A 21,689-nucleotide genomic window follows, 5' to 3' on the forward strand; every position below is an offset into this window, starting at 1 on the left:
AAAACACCTTCCGGTTAAAAGTCACCTTTTTATCTGCGCTTCTTAAACAGATCGCCGAACAGATAATAGAAAAACTTTGTATTGGTGACAAAATATCTCGAGAACAGTCTCTTGGGATCCTGGAACAAACGGTAAAGCCACTCAAAACCAATCTTCTGTATCCATTCGGGAGCTCTTTTGATAGTGCCCGCATGGAAGTCAAAGCCCGCGCCGACGCCCATCATAACGCCTTTTACTTTATCCTTGTGTGCAAGCATCCATTTTTCCTGTTTGGGTGCTCCCAGTCCGATCCATACTATATCCGCTCCGGATGCATTTATCTTCTCAACATCCGCAGCGTCTTCCTCTTCGGTAAGTGCTCTGAAAGGAGGCGAATACATGCCTCTTATATCTATACCGGGATATTTCTTAATGAGATTATCTCTCAGCGCATCAAGCGTTTCCTGCGATGCCCCGTAGAAATAATGAGAAGCCTGTCCTTCTGCTGTATCTCTGAACATATGCTCCATAAAATCAGGTCCCGCAACTCTGTCTGCGCCAATATATCCTTCTTTCCTCTGAAGGTTAGCTATAGGTGCGCCGTCGGCAAATGTATATGCCGACTCGTTAAGAACATTCTTGTAATCCGCATTCTCTCTGGCCATAACGGCTGTATGCACATTGGAAAAGCAGATATATTTACCCGATAACTCTTTTAAATGTCCAAGTACATGAAAGACCGCTTCTTCTGTCCTTGCGATCGCATATTTAATTCCGAACACTTCAAATCGCTCAGTTCTGACAAATGCAGGAATCGATGAATGATCATCTATATCTGTTATAATTCCGGCTTTAACATCGTAATCTCCGCTGCTTATGCCGTAGTATGTCCTAATACCGAGTTCTTCCGCCTTCTTCGCGATATCTTTTGCACGGGCTTCATTGCCGGTAACATCCTTTATAAGCACATCATCGTACTTTCCTTGAACGTAGGAAGCCGCTATTTCTTCAACATCAGCATCCTTTGCGGAAACGGTGAGCACCTTTCTGTCTCCGAGACCATTGTGCGTATCCAGATAGTTTTTTCTGTAGATATATCTGAAAATAAAGCTGTATATTATAGCAAAAATAAAGAATAATCCGATCACCGGTCTCGACGCCTGAACGCTAAGTTTGAACGCATACAGGTACAAAAGAGAAAGCGCCATCAGGATACATTTTCCCTTAATGACAGTCATCAGATTCTGAACAGGATCCTGAACAAACACATGCTCTTTTTTATTGTCGTAAATAAGAAAGATGATCACATGAAAAATACATACGGTGATCGTCATCATGACATATAAACCGTCATAAAAAGTATGAGCAACAAAAAAACGCTCCCTGTATCTAAGTGCAAGCGCAGTTATCATCGCGAGTACAAGTGCTATCTCATCAAGTATGAATATTCTTTTTATCGGAAAATTCTGTTTCTTGTAAGTGTTCATAATCTGCTCCGTGTAGAAATGCTACGGGTTAGTCCTTTGACCTATGGGTCAAAGCCTATCATCATAATACCATCTCGCCCTGTGCTTGTGTTGCCTTTTTTATCTTTAAGTTATAGATGACGGCAAATATTACGTCTAAGCAATAAATAAAGCTAAGAATCGCATACTTAACAGGATCGCTGTTTTGCAATGTCTTTTCTTTGGAAGCACTTATCGCGGCGCTTGCTCCGACAAGTCCCGAAAAAATAATAGTCACAAGATCGATAACAATAGACCAAATGATAAATCCTATTCCCCATACGCTCATGAAAATAGCGATGCATCCCAATAAAAAGTGGATCACATATGCAGGTATATGCGCAAGCTTAATGATCATATTCGCACCTGCAAGATCGACCGATCTGTGCTTACCGGCGAATGCCTGAATAAGATTGATCACTGTGACGGCTATCACAGCGACATTCACAATAAATGCCAGCACCAACATAAAAGACACAGCGTCAAAGCTTATATCTAAAGCCGAAAGCGCAAGAACTATCGCGATTCCTATCATATACAGATATGGATATAACAATATAATTATCAGTTTCTTATTGTTCTTCATATATTAAAACCTCTTTTCTTTCCGGTATGGATTCATCGCCATATAAGCCGATTACAGTCCGAAATCCGCAATCATCACAGGCTTTCCGGAAACAGAAAATGCCGGTACAAAAGGAGACGGACTGCCATAATAAGCATCATATTCCTTCGACATATCATCTGCCTGACCGGGTGAAGCCAAGACTCTGTCTATTATTCCCTCTTTTTCCGCTTTCCGCAAAATGTCACAGACTAAATTACATTCGGATTTTCCGGCACTTTCAAAGGCCGCTTCATCACTTGGATATAACAAAACAGATACCTTAAGCTTGGCTTCTTTGTTTCTTATAACTTCAAGCTTCTTATTCAGAAGCTCAGCAAAAGAGCCTTCACTTTCAGATAATTCGTTTGCGCCGATGCACACCAGAAGCTTCTTTTTGTCACTCTCGCCACTTGCATTAGCTCCGGTTATCTGTCTGTTTTCCCCTGCACATTCATCGTGCAAGGTCTCCCTTACCTCTATTTTTTTATCCCAGAGATCCTTAGTTTTTTCTCCCGCAAAATCAGTAAGAGCTTCAACATACCGTCTTTTGATATTATCCGATTGAACGATCACCTTGTCGGCGTAGACAATGCCGGGAGCGGTAACATAATGTCCCATATTGTATAGGTCCGTCGTATCCTCCCCACTTATTTCCGAGGTGTCGGCTATAGGAACATAAATTACCTCATCCGCATATTTTCTCACATTTTCACAATAAAAAGAAGAGGGAGCCGTAATACAAGGATTGGCGCCGTCGTACGGGTTATGAATATATACCGTTTCAGGCGCATGCAATGCCATATCATAGCTTGTCCAATCTGTGTAATCTATATCTTCGGGATATTTATTAAGGCAAACCGCAGCTTCTATCTCCTCATCCGACATCATGATCCTTCCGATATAATCCTTTTTCATTAGCGGTAGAGGAACCACAAACACGTCGGTATTTTCACAGGCCGTCGCCTTCTTATAATACATGTCAAAAGACTTCCATTCTTTCGGTCCGATGCTGAGAAAAACAATCTCTTTTCTGTCTAAAACATTCTCTTTAACACATGCGGCAACTTTATCAAGCGCCGCTCTGCTGCGGGGGAGATCCTTTCCAATATCTTTTGCTTGTACTATATCGGTATCGTCTCCTAAAGCGCCGGCGATCAGATTATACTCTTCCCAGAGCGCATCGCAAAAAGCCTGAAGTGCATCTACAGTTTTAAGTGTACAAGGTCTTTTCTCACCTTTTACGCTCTCGATCAGTGTTCCGAGATCTGCAGAAAGCTGCTGAAGATCGCCGACTGTCTGAGTGAAATCTGAAGTGAACGCATTCTCCAACATTCTCTCCATCTCGGCAAGACACTCTTTTGCTATCTGCTTGAGCGAACCGCTCTTATCGGGATCATCCCTTCGAAGCATTGATTCATCAAATTTAAATCTCGATAGTGATTCTCCCGAGATCTGCTCCATCTCTTTTTTCTGTCCTTCAAAAAACGGATAGTTGTGTCCGCTCCAGACCTTCTTTATAACGCAGTAATCTCCGTACCTGGATCTTAGCATCTCATTATAATGAGTGGACATCGGAATGGTCGTATCTTCAAAGGGGAGACGAACGATACTTTCATAAAGTGATTTCTTTTCACCGCTCCTGCTTCCGTATTTCAAGATCCACGGAAATATCTGTCCGACAAGATTCGTTTCTTCAGGCTTTACACTTGCCATCTTCTTCTCAGCAGCCCTGTATAATTCTACCGCGCGATCTCTTTTTTCTTCATCATTTATATAATTCTCCGCTTGCGCTAGAAGATTCATGATTTCCGAATCTCTCGCCTTCTCTTTTTCCTCGTCTTCATAGAGATAGTCTTTAATAAAAATATCTATTCCGGCAAGATACGGAAAATTATTGTGCTCTTTGAGATAATCGAAATCAAAGCACATCTTGGAATTGTTTACGACTCTTGCAAGAAAGAGCCAGTGGTTTTCTTTTCTTTCATAGTCGTGAATGACATAGTTTGCAGGAAGTTCATCATCGGCAACCTGTCTGAATTTCTCATAGTCATCCCTAAGCATGCAGATATCGAGATCGTCGTCCCACGGCACATATCCACCGTGTCTTACCGTGCCAAGAGCCGTTCCCCAATCGGCGAAATATCTGATGCCGTGCTTGGTACATATCTTATCTATATTTTCAAGAACATCCAGAGTCTCCGCCCAAGCCTGCTTGATCGCAGTAGGTATGTAAAAACCGTTTCTGACTTCGTCTCTGAAAAAATCAACAGACCGATTCATCGCCTATTCCCTCATAATTGATTTATGCTTATACATCTAATATTTTACAGGCTTATACGCGTTTCAACAATTGTTTATGATATCTATTTTTGCGTGCTGCGTTTGCTTCTTATCCTTTTCTCCTGTATCATATTAACGGAATATTTTATCAGAGGGAGAAAGAAAACAATGGAAAACTACAGAGAGAATCTTGAAATAGATCTTAAGGATCTTGCCAAGTACATCTTGAAATTTTGGAAAATAATTATTCTTTTTACTCTTATCGGTCTGATTCTCGGATGCGCCGTATGCGCAGCTAAAGATTATATGGAAGCAAATACTCCGAAACAAGAAAGTGAGTTTGGAGATCTTGGCATTAACCTTTCAGAAAAGCAACTCGAAGAAGTTGAGCTTGCGCTCGATACATACGAGGTCTATAAGCAGGCCCGTGAAACTGTAAAAGACAGTATTCTTAAGGACATTGAACGCTTCAATGCATCAGGCGATATTAACGAAGAATGTGCCGAAAGCTTATGGTATAAAATACAGACTCTTAATACAGCATCGACATCACAGCTTTCAGGCGGAGGTTCTGTTTACGGAGCTCTTAACGCCGATCAGAAAAAGGCTTTTGACAGAAGGATCAGCAGAGAAGAAATTGCTGCAAGTGTATCCCCTTCTCCTTATGACAATCATTTAAAGCTCGGAGTTCTCGGCGCATTCGGATGTGCATTCCTTACAATCGTGTTCCTTGCACTTAAGTATGTTCTGTCACCCAAGCTTAAGACCGAAGATGATATCAGAACTGCATTTAAGCTTCCCGTTCTCGGATCCATCGCAAAGAAAACAGATGACGGTCTTGCGGTTATCTGCAGCAGCATTATGGCTCTTGTACGCGGTAAAAACGCTCAGAACATTCTTCTTTGCTCATCACTTGCGCAGGACGATGCAAACAGCTACATGACACAGGTTGAAGAATTCCTCAAGAATAAAAACATACCTGTTTCTATAGCGAGCAACATCTTAAGCGATCCTTCTTCAATCGATAAAGCCGCACAGTCAGACGGTCTTATCCTGTTCGAAGGAATCGGAGAATCAACCTATGAGAACATCAGCAGAGAAGTTGAACTTACTAATAACCTCGGAATCAAAGTTCTCGGAACAGTTATAGTTAAGTGATCACAGGACTTGATATTAGTACAAAATCAAAAGAAGCAATCTTGTAATGAGATTGCTTCTTTTTTATTACGGTCTGATAATATCTACGATGTTATCACCATATTCAATTTTATTTCTCTTTAGGAACTCGTTAAATTCCGGAACATCCTCGGGATTTATAAGAACTCTTGGATCATGAGCATCGCAGCCGATGACGAATCTTGCTCCCATCTCGGATGCCATCTTAAAGAACCTGTCACTGGGATAATGTCTTCCGTCTATAAATCCGTAGACATTTACCTCCAACGGAAAATCAAGTTCTATTGAGGCTTCCACGATACGTCTCATATGCCTTAAATATTTTTCTTCATCTCCCGTATAATTCATAAGATCCGGATGACACAGATACGTAAAAAGACCTGTCTTCATTCCTTCGATGGAAAGATCAACATAAGCTTTGAGCTTATCCTCATCCGATGTGGGTGCCCCTACATAAAATCCATCAACTTCATTCGGAGCAAAATGCTGCCCCAAGATCATATAATCAAGAGGATACTTTCTAAGCTCATCCATCATACGATCAAAAAATCTGTGTGAATACTCAACCTCATATCCGATAAGAATCTGTATCCTGTCCTTATACTCTTCTCTTAAGCTTACAAGAGTGGACGTGTAATCCGAAAGCTCAGACATATCCATTCTGATACCTGATACAAAGCCCTCAGGATACGGCTGTGGCACATGGTCTGAAAAACCGAGTATCTTATATCCTTTTTTAATAGCGGCTTCGATATATTCTCTCTCGGAGCCGAAGGCATGTTTACACCTAGTCGTGTGGGTGTGGTAATTTGCTAACATAAAAACACACTCTCTCCTTATCCCTTTACCGCTCCCGCTGTCATGCCTGAAATGAAATACCTGTTAAATCCCATATAGATAAGTATCATTGGAACCAGTGAAATCGCTGTACCCGCAAGCATCAAGTTCCACGAAGACGCTGCGTCTCCCGAAGACTTAAGATGCATAATACCAACTACCAGAGGCATGCGCGAAGTATCCGTCATCGTAAATACCATCGGCAACATGTAATCATTCCACGCACTCCTGAACGCGAGTATGGCAACAGTAGCTATCAGTGGCTTGCAAAGAGGAAAGATGATCCTTGAGTATATTCCCGCAAAAGAACATCCGTCAATCTTGGCAGCCTCGTCTATCTCTTTGGGAATAGATGTGATGAAACCTCTTGCAATAAAAAGATTGGTCACATTCATTCCAAAGACACGTATTATGATAACGCCCCACAGTGATTTATTCAAATGCACTGCCTTCATGATCATAAGAAGTGGATATAAAGTCAGTGTACCCAGTGAAACAAACATTGATGAGACCATAAAATAGAAAATTATTTCTTTTCCCTTGAAGGTACCTCTGGAAAAAGCATATCCGCAAACCGTACTGGACATTATCGCACCGATCACGCAAAAGAACGAAAGGAAAATACTGTTCTTGGTGTAGGTCGAAAAATCCGCAAGCTCCCACGCTTTGGAATAATTCTCCAAAACAAAGTGTCTTGGAATAAGCGTATTACCTGTTGTCAAAATGTCCATGTTACTCTTGAATGAGGACATGAAAGTATAAAAAACCGGAAAAAAGCTTAATACAAAGAATACCGCCAAAAAGAGGTAGACGAGCGTATTTACTAAATTTCTTTTTACTCCGAACATAATCTGCCTCCCTTAGCCTGCATATTCTTTAAGTCTTTTGGTCGCCTTCAGATAAACAAAGGTCACCAATCCAAGGAAGATCGCAGTGATAAGTGCCATAGCGGAAGCATATCCGACTTCAATATTTCTTCCTGATTTTCCAAAAAACGATTTGTAAATATAAGTCATGACAACTTCCGTCGTACCGCCCGGTTGTCCGTTTGTGCATGAGATCACGAGATCACACACCTTAAGACTTCCAACGATCGCCATCAAAAGTATCGACTGAAATATCGGAGCAATCATAGGAAGAGTTATCTTAAAAAATCTCGTAAATCCCGTTGCTCCGTCGATGCTTGCACAGTCATAGAGCTCCTGGGGAATGCTCTGAAGCGCCATCAAAAAGAAGATCATGTTGATACCGTAGTTCTGCCATACCGATGCTATTCCCAATATCAGCATAGCTTTCCATTTGGTGTTAAACCAGTTGATGGGCTTCTCTATAAGACCTATATTGGCAAGAATCCCGTTCACCATACCGTTATGCGAAGCAAACAACAGTGAAAAAATAAGTCCGATTATGACCGCCGATATAATAGCGGGAAGAAAAAGCGTAACTCTGAAAAACGCCATTCCTTTCAGCTTCTTGTTAAGAAGCACCGCCAGGAGTAGGGCCAGCGGTATCTCTACCGCCAGCTTTCCTGCCGAGAGGATTACTGTATTGACAAGAGATTGCCAAAAGTCGGGATCTCTTTTGAATGCTCTTACAAAGTTGGCAAGTCCCGTAAACTTGCAATCACCGAATCCACTGTAATTTGTAAATGCATATCTAAGTATGTAAACGATAGGAACGTAACTGAATATGATAAAGCCGATCAGAAACGGCAAGATCATCAGAAACGCCTGCACGTTATCGTCGCTTAATCTAAGCTTTTTTCTCATGTTTGTCTTAATCTCTCTTTACGTTATAACTTGTGGGTGCCACATAATCTTTCAGCTCTGATTCATCAAGCTCTTTAAGTCCGCCGTTCAGGCGATCGTCAAGATCTTTCAAAACTGTAGCAGCATCCTCCGAAAATCCGCCCGAGAAAAGTTTTGCAAGTGTCTCTCGCGCAGAAAGTCCCTCGTACGTGATAACACCTTTGGGATCGGCCATTCTGACTATGAACTGATTGTCCTTAAAGGTTGAAAATTCCTTCCATCCTTTTACAGATGACTCGCCCGCGATATCAAGGACCTCGCTTCTGTAAGGGATGTACATTCCCTGCTCATACATCTCTACAAGGTTTTCATCGGCATAGAACCATTCAAGAACTCTTGCAATCTTGGAAGTATCTTTTGCTTCAAGCGCTTTCTTGGCAACGCCGAGAAGATCTACAGCGGCAACCATCTCTTTGTAGTCATATCCGTTCTCCTTAATAGTCGGAGGATCGCACACAACCCAGTTGCACTCTGCAGGGAACTGCTCTGTATATACGGCAACGTCAAAGCTTGCTGCCATAACGATTCCCACTCTTCCTGCCGCAAACTGCGCTCTGGCGGTATCGGCGTCCATATTCTCATATCCGGGGAATACACTTCCGTCATCGATCATACCGAGAATATCCTCAACGATGGGAAGACCGTCTGAATACTTATATGTTCCGGAAACCGCATCGTATCCAAAGTGTCCGAGCGCTGCGGAAGATACGCTGTAAATGTAATGATCAAGTGTCCATCCGCTCTGAAGTGCAAGGAAGAATCCGTAAGCATCTCCGCCCGAAGCTTCTGTTATAAGCTTGGCGTCTTCTCTTACCTGATCCCAGGTTGTGGGAACTTCCTTTATTCCTGCCTTGTCAAAAAGATCCTGATTGATGATCATCTTATATGACTGAAGGCTGTAAGGAAGTGTATAAACCTTATCATCAAAAACCTGATCGCCTATTATAAGATCGTCCTTACTGTACTTTGAAAGAAGCGAATCACTTCCCTCAAGATCCGATATCGGAACCGCATATCCTGCGCTTACATATTTGGCAAAAGTATTGGATGAAGGCCTGAAAAGATCCGGTCCATCATTAGCCATAAGAGCAACGTTTATAACATCCGAATAATCCGAACCGTATACGGTGTATTCAATCTGAATTCCCTCTTCTTTTCCGATCGTATTGTTAAACTCTTCAATCTGTGCTTCTCTTATAGTCTGCTCATGTGCGTTATCACTCCATACCGTAACAACCTGAACATCGCCGGCAGGAGTATCTGACTTATCACCACCTGTTTCTTTTCCCGCACTCTCTGCGGAGCCCTGCGCAGCTGTGCCTCCCGACTCGGTATTTCCGCAGGCAGACACCGTAAGTGCAAGCATTGCGGAAGCAAGAAGCAACGACATAATTTTTTTCTTCATTAATTTCCCTCCTCCATTAAAAAACGTTAATCCTTTATAAAATGATTATATGAGCTTTTTTGCACCCGGAACAGTTGGAATTTTTTTACACCTTTTATACAATCTACATTGGTAGTACAATACAAAATACATGGGAGGGTGTAAATTTTATGGCAATCAGCGTTCTATTGCTAATAATATGTGCGATGGTGCTTATTTTTGTTGTGCCGCACAGCAGGTACGGTCTCCCCATGTTCTTTATGATCGTCGGTATCATTCTCACGACAATTTCGGTACTTTTCCAGTATTACAGTTCATCAAGCTATGTTCCGCCTGCGTATTTCCCACTTAGAGGTTTCGATATATTCCTGTACAGATCCGTAGGACACAGCTTCAAGCTCCCCATGAAATACATGCAGCTCGTTAGAAACTTTGGTGTCGTAATATATCTTCTGGGAATCTCGACTTTGATCGACGTCATCAGACGCAACGTCAAGCAAGGCGGAGCGGACACTTCGGTCGCAGCTTTCCTTAAATCGAAAATAATCTTCGCAGCAATTTCCATTTCCTATCTATGTTTTTACAGCACCAAAAATGCTTTTTTTGCATACTTAAAATATCATGATCTGTCCGAACCTTCCCGTCACAGACTACAGCTCTTGTATAACTTTGCTCACACAAGCTTTAGCATTTTAATTGCCGTTTACATGTTCTATCCACTCATTTTTTTCTTTATAAATCTGATAAAAAAGAAGATGACATGTTTTTTCGGTACGACGATAATCCTGTTTTCAAGCGTCTCTTTGATAAACTTATGCTTCTATCATTTCATATTCGTGGGACTGTTTAAAAACAGCCCGAAGTATGTCTTTAAAACAGGCTTTTGGTACTTTAACAAAGTTTCGAGAATCCCTCCGATATACATAAATATCTATCCCATATTCGCGCTTGGAATTCTCATCTTTATCATGATAAGCATTAACGGTTTCTTTTCCCTTGATCTTATCTCATACTCAAGAAACCGCGTACTCAAAAGAAAAATTGACGATCTCAACTACAATCTCAAAGACGTTTTTCATTCGGAAAAAAATCTGATATTCTCGATGAACATATTGGCGAACGAAGCGCTCTCCTCCTACGGAAGCGATGAGGGAAAAGAAAAACTTGAAAGAATCGTCGCCATCTCGAATAAGCAGATGAAGGCTCTTTCGGATTCGCTTGGTGCGATCAAACAGCTTCATATAAAACCAAATGCGGTCGATATTCGCACGATCACGGACGAAGCAATAGAGCAGGCCCGTATACCTGCTGATATAACCGTTGAAAAGAAATACTGCGACTTTCCGGTTCTTTGCACGCTCGATAAATATCACACACTGCATGCGATCTCCAACCTTATCATCAACTCGGTTGATTCGCTGTCCATGATGGGTTCGGTTGGCTCCGGATCGGAGATCAAAAAGCTTATCATCACAATAGAAGCCAGTGAGGAATGGGTATACTGGTCACTGTGGGACAACGGAACGGGAATTGCTCCGAGATCCGTACGAAAGCTTATGATGCCTTTTGCCTCGACCAAGTCCAAAAATTCAAATTGGGGCATAGGTCTTCCGTATGCATTTAAGGTTATAACTTCCCAGCTTGGTCAGATGCACATAACGGGAAGCAAGAAAAAGAACTGTCACCACGCGCTTGTGGAAATTCTTTTACCCAGGAGAAAACAGGAAAATGGATAAGATAAAGATTCTGATCGCAGATGACAATAAAGAAATAAGAGATTACTTTGGAGGAATCATTTCTCACGAGCCTGATATGGAGCTTGTCGGAAGCGTTTCTTCGGGAATGGATGCAGTCTCTTTTGCCCTGGAAAACAAACCTGACATTATCCTTATGGACATACAGATGGAGACAAGAACCGCCGGAATTGACGCTGCCAAGCGCATCCTTTCCGAGGATAACGATATCAAGATTGTAATACTGACCATACTTGAAGACGACGATCTTCTGTTTCAGGCTTACTGCGCGGGAGTTATGGACTACATAATAAAGACGGACTCGATAACTCAGGTACTCTCTTCTATCAGGAACGTCTACAAAAATCAGCTGATCCTCCGCCCTCAATATGCTGAAAAGATCATAGAAGAGCTCAGCCATGTAAAAGAGCAACAAAAGAGTCTTTTCATGTTCATGAACATACTTACCAAGCTCTCAAACAGTGAATTTGAGATACTTAAAAGTCTTTACATGGGAATGACCTACAAACAGATCTCCGAAGTTCGCTATGTATCGACTGTAACAATAAAAAGTCAGATACACAGCATTCTTAAAAAGTTCAATATGAAGAACATAAAAGAAGTACTTAAAGAGCTTAGATCTGTCGGTTTTGAGCAGTTCATAGATCAGAGCGGAAAGTGATACAAATTCCTATTTATTTGGTAGGTGATTAGTGCTACTATATGGTATAGGTGTAAGAGCAATTATTTGACATGCACATCATTATTTGTTAAAGGAGAACAATCATGCAGAGAGTCGAGAAATTTTTAAAAGAAGCACAGACATACTATCTTGCAACTGTAGATAAAGACCAGCCCAGAGTACGTCCCTTCGGCACAGCCAATATTTTTGAAGGAAAGCTTTATATCCAGACAGGAAAGTCAAAAGATGTATCTAAGCAGCTCCACGTTAATCCCAAGTTTGAGATCTGCGCATTCAAGGATGGCACATGGCTCAGAGTATCGGGAATCCTTGTTGAGGACGACAGAAGAGAAGCTCGCCAGGCAATGCTTGATGCTTATCCGGAGCTTAAGAACATGTACAGCGCCGACGACGGAAACACAGAAGCATTCTACATCAAGGATGCTACCGCTACTTTCTACTCCTTCACAGGAGCACCTGAAACAATTACATTCTAAAATAATTAAACGCAAGACGGTAAACGTCTTGCGTTTTTATTTTCAGATCTTTACGCCTGAGCTGAAGGCTCGGTGTTGTTCTTATTATCCGAAACAGACGCGATTGCTTTCTCTATCGCACCTTTTACAGCAGGTATGTTGATAATTATAAGCGTGAGCGCCATTTCTATAAGAATATAGCTGTAGTTATATACGATGGGATACACAGCCGCGAGGCTCTTAGGAAAACTCTCCGGCATGTAATCCATCCAAAAGATATATCCTCCTAGTGTATGGAAAAGCCCCCTCACAAGAGCAGCAACTACATAACCTGTAATGAGTCCTTTCTTCTTGCCATACCAAAATCCAACGATTCCAAGTGCTGTGAAAGCAAAGAAATAATCGCAGCATGTCTGGAATGGTGTCAGGAAATATTTACCACCCGTCTGAATAAACTGAAGAATGCTGTATGCAAAAGCTGCAGATAACCCTATTCGTATCCCAAATGTGTAGCCCACAAGACAAACAAAGAACATAGAGAACAATGTTACGGAACCGCCCATGGGAAGCTCATACTTAACATACGAAGTGATAAATGCAAGTGCAATCGCCACACCGGCAAATGTAAGACCTTTTGCAGTCATTTCCTTAGTATTTTGCCTTTTGGAAATAAAAAACGCTGCGACAAACATCACGAGCAAAAGAATCGCTACGGCCAGATAGTAACCGGTATTGGTCAGCTCGTAATGATCTTCGATGAAACTGATAAACTTGGACATAAAAATAACCTCCTGCATTTCGCTAAGAGGGTGTGCGAAAACTCATGTTTCCTAAATATGCTTCCTTCCGCCGGTATTATCCGGTTCAAGTAATGAGGGTAAGAACAACGTTCTATCTCAGCATCTGCACCCCTAGCTTATTTTATTTTTCAAACCAAGTTTATGCCTGTGAAAGCCAAAAGTCAAACTTGCAAGATCAGGAAGTTTTAAATATCCGGTTACAGTTTCTACCGCTACCGAAAAACCACCGCGCTGAAATGCCTTATGGCTGATTTGCTCAATGAAAAAATACTGTGAATCCGGGGGATCAAAATCCTTTTTGCCTAAGATCACTGACAAGATTGATATAGAATTCTCTTACATCAAAATCCTTGATATTCTCGCGGTTCAGATCGATCATATCGCCGTGAGATATTCCTCTTTTTCCGTGAGGTTCAAGCATTGTAAAATTGCTTCCCCAAGGAAATGACTTCTCGCCGACAAGACCGTCGTTTCTTCCGTCAAAATACTTGACCAAAAGATAAGACATATTGAGCGGAAATCTTCCGGACATAGGATTGGTCTGAATCGAACCTACAGACTGGTAATAAACCTCTTCTCTGTCGAGAACCTCTTCGTTTCGCTTCTCACATGCTGCATGAGTAAGGTCTGTAACGGCGCCGATAAAATCGGGATTCTCATCGCCGAGCTTGGAAGCTCCAAGATTATAAGCCTTGGCAACAGCCTCTTTCTGAGCTACGGGAATCTTATCAAGAAGGAAATCCGCAAATTCGCAGCCTCTGTGAGGAGTGTTGATCGTAGTAAGTGATGCTACGTCTTCATACGCTCCGCACTTTGATATTGCATATCTCATATCAAGTCCGCCCTTGGAATGCGCGATAACATTGACCTTCTCGCATCCGGTCTGCGCTTTGATATCTTTTATTCTCTTGGCAAGCTCTTCGCCGCAGCTGGCTACAGACGAAGCGCTGTGATGTTCTCCGTAGAATATGGTCGCACCGTTAGCCTTAAGCTCATCGGGAATTCTTCCCCAATAATTCAAATGTTCAAAATCTCTGAAGAAGACACCGTGAACCATAAGTATCGGATACTTGGTCTTGCAGACCTGTTTGTCTTTTCTTTCTTTGTTAAGCTTGAATCTCTTGGATTCATATTTCACCTCATCGTCTGCAGTCTTAATGATCTTGCCGAGCATAATAAGGTGAATGATGGGCACAAGTCCAAATAATACGCCGAGCACTCTCCACTTTATTCCAAGCTGATTACAGTTGATATAGACTAAGATTATTCCTATCCAAAAAATAACAGATTCAACTATAACTATAAGAACTACCTTGGCGACAAACATTGCAGGATCTTCTCTAAAACCCGAAAAACCAAACGGGCTTTTAAAGAGATCCCAAATGTAATAGCATGACAGTATCGCGGTACTGATCAAAAAAATCTTAAGTAAAGTATTTCCTATTCTGCAAGCGTTAATTCTGTTCATTTCTGTTCCCCATTTAAATTCATAATAATAAATAACTCAACAATGTTAATCTATTATTACAAATTTTGTATCATTTTGCAAGTGCCATCATGATATCGTTGCTTCTTGCTACGAAAGCGGCCATTGCATCACCTTCGAGAGGTGCATTCTGGATACGGGCAAGATCGTAAAGCTGCTCGCATATCATCGTTGTGTTCTCCGCGTCCTTGTTATCCATTACATACTGAACAAGAGGATGGTTGGCGTTGAGCACAAGTGTCTGTCCCTCATTTCCGAAGTCTCCCATGGACATTCCGTTCATGGCATACATCTTCATCATATCTGCCATACGTCTTGAATCCTCGGATACTGTAAGCATTGAAGCCATCTTTTTGTCCTTGAGCTTCTCAAGTTTGATATTAAGCTTATCGTTCTTAAGAGCCTTCTTGATCTTCTCGCCAAGCTCTTTCTCTTTTTCCTCAAGCTCCGCGGCAACCTTCTTGGAAGTTCTGGACTTGAATGTATCTGTAAGGTCGGCGTCGATTCTCTGGAATCTGATACCTTCGTTCTTATTCTCAAGCTGCTGCATGAAAGGAGTATCGATGTTGTGGTTCATGATGAACGCTTCCATCTTCTGCGCCTTGAACATCTTGATGTACTGACTCTGCTGCTGTTCGTCGGTAACATAATAGATGGTGCGAGGCTCCTTTTCTTCGGAATCCTTGGAATCGCCGGCTTTGGCTCCGTCATCAACAACTTCAGCCTCTACTGCATTTCCGTCTTCGTCGACAGCCTTAGCCGCTTCCGCTTCTGCCTCTTTGTTGATCTGAAGCGCATCGGGAAGTGTAAGATACTTGCCATCAAGGTTCTTGAAAAGAATGTAATCATTCATCTTCTCACAGAACTTGTCATCGCGAAGGCAACCGTATTTAATGAAGGGACTGATATCATCCCAATATTTGTCGTAGTTCTCTTTATCTGTCTTACATAGACCTGCAAGCTTCTCCGCAACCTTCTTGCTGATGTACTCGGAAATCTTCTTAACGAAGCCGTCGTTCTGAAGCGCACTTCTTGAAACATTAAGAGGAAGATCGGGACAATCTATAACACCCTTTAAGAGCATCAGATACTCGGGAATTACTTCCTTGATATTGTCAGCAATAAAAACCTGATTGTTGTAAAGCTTGATCGTTCCCTCTATTGATTCAAACTCCATGTTGATCTTAGGGAAGTAAAGGATACCCTTTAAGTTGAAGGGATAATCCATGTTGAGGTGAATCCAGAAAAGAGGCTCCTTATAATCGCGGAACACTTTTCTGTAGAACTCAAGGTATTCCTCATCCGTGCAATCCTTGGGTGTTTTGCCCCAAAGAGGATGTGTGTCGTTGAGAAGCTGAGGTCTTCTCTTGATCTTGTACTCGAGCTCAGGCTCTTTTTCCTCGCCCTCTTTTTTCTCGGGATGAACTTCTTCGATTACAATATCGGAATCAAGCTTCTCGCTTGCCTTGATAGTCTCCGTATCCTGCTCGTTTTCCCTTGAAAGATAAATCTCATAAGGCATGAATGAACAGTATTTCTGTACTACTTCTCTGGCCTTGTACTCGTTGCAGAATTCAAGGCAATCGTCTGAAAGATGAAGTGTAATTGTTGTTCCGACTTCTTTCTTGTCACCGTCGGTCATCTCGAAATCTGAGCCGCCGTCGCATGTCCAGTGAACGGAAGCTGCATCTGACTTATAAGAAAGTGTATCGATATCAACGGAATCCGAAACCATAAAGGTCGAATAGAAACCAAGTCCGAAGTGACCAATGATCTGGTCTGCATTCGCCTTGTCTTTGTACTTATTAAGGAAATCGGTAGCACCCGAAAAAGCAACCTGATTGATGTACTCCTCAACCTCCTCGGCCGTCATACCGATACCGTTATCAACAATCTTGATGGTCTTGTCTTTATCGTTGAGTATTACATCCACACGGGGCTTAAAATCCGCAGGAAGCTCATACTCTCCCATCATATCCATCTTGCGTATCTTGGTGATCGCATCACACGCATTTGAAATTACTTCTCTGTAAAAAATATCATGGTCCGAATAAAGCCATTTCTTTATGATCGGAAACATGTTCTCGCTGTTAATTGAAAGATTACCCTTTTTTGAAGCCATAACTATCACTCCTTTGTATCATTTCAGTATATGTACGCTATCTGACTCCATTTATCGTACAAAATAAAGTTTAATTCCGGGGGAACCAAAAGTCAATAAAAAATTAGCACTCGTTCATCGCGAGTGCTAACAAAATGTTTTTTATTTATCTTTCTTGAAATGTTTCTGGTAAACATCCATAAGTCCGGTAGTAGTCACATTTTCATCATCCACAAGACTGACCGAATCCCAGAGCTTTTCATTGAGCTGCTTACTGAGTCCTGCGACAAATGTATCGTACTGCTGCCCGAAGACTTCTCTTTTACGTTCGGCGACGATCTTGACCTTGTTGGCTTCCGTCTCTTCTCTGTTGAAAGTACTGATGCACTTGATGATCACGTAGCCATCCTCGGCTTCTACAATGTCACTGACCTCTTCTGTTCCAAGAGCAAACGCAGCTTCTTCATACGCGGCGTCCATATCCCCCTTGCCAAAAGAGATTGTTCCTTCGTCGGCCTCATTGTACTCAGCCATGGTTTCCTCAAAGCTTGCTCCCTCTGAAAGAATTTTCTTAATCTCCTCAGCTTTATTTTTCGCCTTTGCCTTGGCGGCATTGTCATAGCTCTCTTTTTTGCCGGAAGCATCAAGGGTATAGGTCTTAATAAGAATCTGCTCGACTGTGATCGTCCTCGCCTCGTCGTCACTGATTTCGGGATTGATATCCCTGATTATGTAGTCGTAAAGCTTGTCGGCAAGCGCATGTTCTTTATATATCGCTGTGATGTCTTCAACGGTAATGTTGTTCATCGCCTTTTTGTCGGCATCCGAAAGAGTCTCATAATACTCTTTTGCCGCGTCTGCAGCCAGCTTTTCCTCAGACTCATCAAGCTCTATTTCCATCTCTTTTGCCAAAAGATTCATCGCTTTTATCTGAGCGATCTTGGCAAGCACAGAGTCTTTTAACCTGTCTTCGACCGTTCCGCTGTCCGTCTCGGAATTCCAGATATCTGTACCGAATGTGCTCTCATAACCCTCCTGCATATTGACAAGATATGCCATAGCCTCGGTCAGAGTACACACAGCCGTTTCTATTCTAAATACCTGATTGTCGGTAAAGCCGGTCGTAAAAACAACCCTCTGCTCCGACAAGTCGCCGCATCCTGTAAGTAGCATAACCGCAAGGAGCAGCACCGCACAAAATCTTCTCATTATAAATCTCCGTAAAATAATAATTAAGGGAGCAAAGAATTAACTTTGCTCCCTTAGTATATCATATCCCGCAACTTACCTGGTACTTCTGTACTGAACAGGTGTCATTCCGTACTTTTTCTTAAAGAGTCTGTTGAAGTGCTCAACGTTCTGATAACCTGCTGCCTCCGCAACTTTCTCAATCTTCATGTTGCCGTTTCTAAGGAGAGTGCTTGCCTTGTTAAGTCTGATCCTCTTGACGTTGTCTCCGAATGTCATGCCTGATTTTTCCTTGATGAACTTGGAAAGATAAGGCTTGGACAAATAGAACTGTCTTGAGAGATCATCCAAAGTAACTGTGAGGTAGTTCTCCTGGATATAGTTCATTATAGTATTGATGCGCTCGTCCTTGGCTTCTTTACTGTTTCTAACAGCATCGATCTGGTTAACTGCGATAACAAGAGCATTTACGGATGACATGATAACGTCTTCGTCGATTCCCACGCCCCAGAACTTCTTGCCCTTGCAAGTAATTCCGACATAAGTGCAAGCCTTGGAGGATGAACCTCTTGAAAGCGCATGCTCTTCATAGGTTGAAAGTTCGTAGCTGATGTTGAAGTACTGTTTGATCGCATTGCTTACTGCATCGAGACGACCGTTACCGTTGGCTTCAACAACATGCTCGTTATCAAAGTGCATTATCTTAACTTCCGCAAGAATTCCGTCTACCTTCTTGAAAGTACAATCGGTAATTCTGAATACGTAGTTGTTGTGAACGTACTTATCTTCAAATACCTGATAGATTCTTGCAGGTGAAAGCTCTGCATGCTCTCTGTCGGAAATATCCTTGATGGTATAGCTGATATCAGCCTGCATCTCCTTGGGAACCATCATGCCATAGTTGGTCTTAAGGATATAGCTTACGCCGCCCTTACCTGACTGGCTGTTGATACGGATAACGTCTCCGTCGTACTCTCTTCCGAGATCCTTGGGATCGATGGGAAGATAAGGAACTGACCAGATACCATTGTCCTTCTTCTGCTCGTGCCAAGAGAAGCCCTTGGAAATAGCATCCTGATGTGATCCGGAGAAAGCAGTGAACACGAGCTGTCCCGCATAAGGCTGTCTCTCATAGACACGCATTCTTGTAAGTCTCTCATAAGTCTCAGCGATCTTCATGATCTTGCTGAAATCAAGTCCGGGATCAACACCGTGTGAATACATGTTGAGTGCAAGCGTAACGATATCAACGTTACCTGTTCTCTCACCGTTTCCGAAAAGAGTTCCCTCAATTCTGTCAGCACCTGCAAGGCATCCAAGCTCCGCATCACTTACACCTGTTCCTCTGTCATTGTGAGGATGAAGTGAAAGAGTTACGGCTTCACGATACTTGAGGTTCTTGCTGATATATTCAACCTGTGTTGCAAACACATGAGGCATTGCGATCTCTACGGTTGTAGGAATATTGATAACAACCTTGTTCTCTTTGGTAGGCTTCCAAACATCAAGAACTGCGTTGCAGACTTCCACAGCGTAATCTACTTCTGTTCCGGGGAAGCTTTCGGGTGAGTATTCAAAAGAGAAATTACCCGTAGTCTCTTTTGCCAGCTTATCAAGAAGCTTAGCGCCGTCAATGGCGATCTTCTTGACTTCTTCCTTGCTCTTTTTGAAGACCTGCTCTCTCTGAGCTACGGAAGTTGAGTTGTAAAGATGGATGATGGCTCTGGGTGCTCCCTGAACGGCTTCGAAAGTTCTTTTGATAATGTGCTCTCTTGCCTGTGTGAGAACCTGAACCGTAACGTCATCGGGAATCATGTTCTTCTCGATAAGAGTTCTCGCAAATTCAAACTCTGTCTCCGATGCTGCGGGAAAACCGATCTCTATCTCTTTAAATCCAAGCTTAACCAGCATGGTAAAAAACTCAAGCTTTTCATCGAGGCTCATGGGCTCGATAAGTGCCTGGTTACCGTCTCTTAAGTCTACGCTGCACCAGATGGGCGGATGATCCACATAATCCTTCTTAACCCAATCGTATGTGCATTTGGGCGGCATAAAATACTGACGCTGATATTTCTCGAAATTTTTCATAATATACTCACTCCTTAAGCCTGAAATTGATGTAATTTAAACTAATATGATTAATATAGTTCATTTTTGTTGATGAATATTATGTTATCACAAATTTGCACAAATAAAACATACCAAAATTAATCTCTTTTATTGATCTATTTTAATATTATAGCCCGCATAGCGGCCAACCATGCGGGCTTATAAGTGTCAGTATTCAGCTTATCCCAGAATATCTACGTATTCTCCCTCAAGTGCTTTATTCATGCTGCGTACGGCGCAGAATTTGCCACACATAGAACATGTGTCATCAAACTCGGGAGATCTGTCGTCACGGATCTTTTTGGCCGTCTCGGGATCGAGTGCGCACTCCCACTGCTTATCCCAATCAAGGACTCTTCTTGCATCGCCCATAGCGTTGTCTCTGTCCATTGCGTGAGGGATCTTCTTAGCGATATCAGCGGCGTGAGCTGCGATCTTGGACGCGATGATGCCCTGCTTAACGTCATCGACATTGGGAAGAGCAAGGTGCTCAGCGGGTGTAACGTAGCAAAGGAAGGCTGCTCCCGAAGCTGCTGCGATGGCACCGCCAATAGCTGATGTGATGTGGTCGTAGCCGGGTGCGATATCGGTAACAAGGGGTCCGAGTACATAGAAAGGAGCACCCATGCAGATAGTATTCTGGATCTTCATGTTGGCTTCGATCTGATCCATAGGAACGTGTCCGGGACCTTCTACCATAACCTGTACGTCTTTTTCCCAAGCTCTCTTTGTGAGTTCTCCGAGTCTTACAAGCTCTTCTATCTGGCAAACATCACTTGCATCGGCAAGACAGCCGGGTCTGCACGCATCGCCGAGTGATATGGTAACGTCATATTCTCTGCAGATCTCAAGAATCTCATCATAATATTCATAAAAAGGATTCTCGTTTCCGGTCATGCACATCCAGGCAAATACGAGCGATCCGCCTCTTGAAACGATGTTCATCTTTCTCTTGTGCTTCTTGATCTGCTCGATTGTCTTTCTTGTGATTCCGCAGTGAAGAGTCACAAAGTCAACGCCATCCTGCGCATGAAGCCTTACTACATCAATGAAGTCCTGTGCTGAAAGTGTGGCAAGATCTCTCTGATAGTGGATAACACTGTCGTAGATAGGTACTGTTCCGATCATAGCGGGACATGATGATGTGAGCTTCTGTCTAAAGGGCTGTGTGTTTCCGTGGCTTGAAAGATCCATGATGGCCTCGGCTCCCATGTTTACAGCCGCCATAACCTTCTCCATCTCAATATCGTAGTCCTTGCAGTCTCTAGATACTCCAAGGTTTACGTTTATCTTGGTGCGGAGCATTGAGCCTACTCCTTCGGCGTCAATGCACTTATGATTTTTGTTTGCGGGGATAGCGATCTTTCCCTCAGCCACTAGTGCTCTGATAAACTCCGGCTCGCGGTACTCCTTCTTTGCTACCGTCTCCATCTCCTTGGTGATAATACCTTTTCTTGCTGCATCCATCTGTGTTGCATAGTTTCTCATCTCTACCTTCTCCTGTTTCTCTTTTTCTATTTGATAAATCCAAAAACTTG

The 21,689-nt window shown here is 42.5% G+C and carries 17 protein-coding genes and 1 riboswitch; of the genes, 4 read left to right on the top strand and 13 right to left on the bottom strand.

Annotated features, from left to right (window positions below; all coding sequences use genetic code 11):
- Positions 1–29: 29 nt before the first annotated feature.
- The 3 genes from D6853_RS15445 to D6853_RS01085 all read right to left on the bottom strand — a co-directional run bounded on the left by D6853_RS15445 (position 30) and on the right by D6853_RS01085 (position 4,371).
- The gene (locus tag D6853_RS15445; RefSeq protein WP_243108262.1) at positions 30–1,466 is read right to left on the bottom strand and encodes a WecB/TagA/CpsF family glycosyltransferase; all 1,437 of its coding nucleotides are present in this window, start codon (positions 1,464–1,466) and stop codon (positions 30–32) included.
- Between the two features lie 61 nt (positions 1,467–1,527).
- The gene (locus D6853_RS01080; RefSeq protein ID WP_120655965.1) at positions 1,528–2,070 is read right to left on the bottom strand and encodes a hypothetical protein; all 543 of its coding nucleotides are present in this window, start codon (positions 2,068–2,070) and stop codon (positions 1,528–1,530) included.
- 51 nt (positions 2,071–2,121) lie between these two features.
- Positions 2,122–4,371, bottom strand: coding sequence for a LicD family protein (locus D6853_RS01085; protein WP_120655966.1), 2,250 nt, complete (start codon positions 4,369–4,371; stop codon positions 2,122–2,124).
- Positions 4,372–4,539: 168 nt separating this feature from the next.
- Here D6853_RS01085 and D6853_RS01090 point away from each other — a divergent pair, with 168 nt between their 5' ends.
- Positions 4,540–5,529 (top strand): hypothetical protein, encoded by a 990-nt coding sequence (locus D6853_RS01090; RefSeq protein WP_120655967.1) that lies wholly within the window; start codon positions 4,540–4,542, stop codon positions 5,527–5,529.
- Positions 5,530–5,595: 66 nt separating this feature from the next.
- On the opposite strand, the gene D6853_RS01095 is transcribed toward D6853_RS01090, so the two are convergent.
- Genes D6853_RS01095 through D6853_RS01110 form a run of 4 tightly spaced genes read right to left on the bottom strand, consistent with a single transcriptional unit; the run spans position 5,596 to position 9,597 of the window.
- Positions 5,596–6,366, bottom strand: coding sequence for a histidinol-phosphatase (locus D6853_RS01095; RefSeq protein ID WP_120655968.1), 771 nt, complete (start codon positions 6,364–6,366; stop codon positions 5,596–5,598).
- Between the two features lie 17 nt (positions 6,367–6,383).
- The gene (locus D6853_RS01100) at positions 6,384–7,232 is read right to left on the bottom strand and encodes a carbohydrate ABC transporter permease (protein ID WP_120655969.1); all 849 of its coding nucleotides are present in this window, start codon (positions 7,230–7,232) and stop codon (positions 6,384–6,386) included.
- 12 nt (positions 7,233–7,244) lie between these two features.
- Positions 7,245–8,153, bottom strand: a complete 909-nt coding sequence (locus D6853_RS01105) for a carbohydrate ABC transporter permease (RefSeq protein ID WP_120655970.1) — start codon at positions 8,151–8,153, stop codon at positions 7,245–7,247.
- A 7-nt stretch (positions 8,154–8,160) separates the two neighbouring features.
- The gene (locus D6853_RS01110; RefSeq protein WP_120655971.1) at positions 8,161–9,597 is read right to left on the bottom strand and encodes an ABC transporter substrate-binding protein; all 1,437 of its coding nucleotides are present in this window, start codon (positions 9,595–9,597) and stop codon (positions 8,161–8,163) included.
- 149 nt (positions 9,598–9,746) lie between these two features.
- Between D6853_RS01110 and D6853_RS01115 the strand changes: the two genes are divergently transcribed.
- From D6853_RS01115 to D6853_RS01125, 3 genes are all read left to right on the top strand, one after another.
- Positions 9,747–11,312, top strand: a complete 1,566-nt coding sequence (locus D6853_RS01115) for an ATP-binding protein (protein ID WP_120655972.1) — start codon at positions 9,747–9,749, stop codon at positions 11,310–11,312.
- Positions 11,305–11,991: a response regulator transcription factor gene (locus tag D6853_RS01120; RefSeq protein WP_120655973.1), complete on the top strand. Its 687-nt coding sequence runs from the start codon at positions 11,305–11,307 to the stop codon at positions 11,989–11,991. Before D6853_RS01115 ends, D6853_RS01120 begins: the two co-directional genes overlap by 8 nt.
- Positions 11,992–12,095: 104 nt before the next feature.
- Entirely contained in the window at positions 12,096–12,488 is a 393-nt protein-coding gene (locus D6853_RS01125) for a pyridoxamine 5'-phosphate oxidase family protein (protein ID WP_092248315.1), read from the top strand.
- A 50-nt stretch (positions 12,489–12,538) separates the two neighbouring features.
- Here D6853_RS01125 and D6853_RS01130 read toward each other — a convergent pair whose 3' ends face one another.
- The 6 genes from D6853_RS01130 to thiC form a co-directional block, all read right to left on the bottom strand.
- Positions 12,539–13,246 (bottom strand): energy-coupled thiamine transporter ThiT, encoded by a 708-nt coding sequence (locus D6853_RS01130; protein ID WP_120655974.1) that lies wholly within the window; start codon positions 13,244–13,246, stop codon positions 12,539–12,541.
- Positions 13,247–13,291: 45 nt separating this feature from the next.
- Positions 13,292–13,390, bottom strand: a riboswitch (TPP riboswitch).
- A 163-nt stretch (positions 13,391–13,553) separates the two neighbouring features.
- Complete coding sequence (locus D6853_RS01140; RefSeq protein ID WP_120655976.1) at positions 13,554–14,735, bottom strand: alpha/beta hydrolase; 1,182 nt, start codon at positions 14,733–14,735, stop codon at positions 13,554–13,556.
- Positions 14,736–14,805: 70 nt separating this feature from the next.
- Positions 14,806–16,875, bottom strand: coding sequence for a molecular chaperone HtpG (htpG, locus tag D6853_RS01145; protein WP_120655977.1), 2,070 nt, complete (start codon positions 16,873–16,875; stop codon positions 14,806–14,808).
- 141 nt (positions 16,876–17,016) lie between these two features.
- Entirely contained in the window at positions 17,017–18,063 is a 1,047-nt protein-coding gene (locus tag D6853_RS01150) for a peptidylprolyl isomerase (RefSeq protein ID WP_120655978.1), read from the bottom strand.
- Positions 18,064–18,138: 75 nt separating this feature from the next.
- On the bottom strand, positions 18,139–20,130 hold the full coding sequence (locus D6853_RS01155; RefSeq protein WP_120655979.1) for a 2-isopropylmalate synthase: 1,992 nt from the start codon (positions 20,128–20,130) through the stop codon (positions 18,139–18,141).
- 201 nt (positions 20,131–20,331) lie between these two features.
- On the bottom strand, positions 20,332–21,639 hold the full coding sequence (gene thiC / locus D6853_RS01160; RefSeq protein ID WP_120655980.1) for a phosphomethylpyrimidine synthase ThiC: 1,308 nt from the start codon (positions 21,637–21,639) through the stop codon (positions 20,332–20,334).
- Positions 21,640–21,689 lie beyond the last annotated feature (50 nt).

The organism is Butyrivibrio sp. X503 (assembly GCF_003625475.1).
In the GTDB taxonomy this organism is placed as follows: domain Bacteria; phylum Bacillota; class Clostridia; order Lachnospirales; family Lachnospiraceae; genus Butyrivibrio.